The organism is Dellaglioa sp. CoH-55-MRSF-9, assembly GCF_056782155.1.
Genome location: NZ_JBXAYG010000063.1, coordinates 1 through 280 on the forward strand (window position 1 = coordinate 1; position 280 = coordinate 280).

A 280-nucleotide genomic window follows, 5' to 3' on the forward strand; every position below is an offset into this window, starting at 1 on the left:
GCGCACCGACTCGACCCACTCGCAGATCTGCTCGATTGACTGCGGCTGCTCCGGGATGAGGATGGCGTGCGCGCCGCCGGCCATGCCGGAGTGCAGGGCGATCCAGCCGACGTGGCGGCCCATGACCTCCACCACCATGCAGCGCTGGTGCGACTCGGCCGTGGTGCGGAGGCGGTCGATGGCCTCGGTCGCGATCTCGACCGCGGTGTCGAAGCCGAAGGAGTAGTCGGTCGCCGCGAGGTCGTTGTCGATGGTCTTCGGGACGCCGACGATCCGGAGG

General features: G+C 69.6%; 1 protein-coding gene. It reads right to left on the reverse strand.

The genetic code is table 11. The features are described 5' to 3' along the window. Positions 1-280, reverse strand: a 280-nt coding sequence (locus AC1RPV_RS07795) for a 6-phosphofructokinase (RefSeq protein ID WP_481764201.1), incomplete at both ends; no start/stop codon positions are given.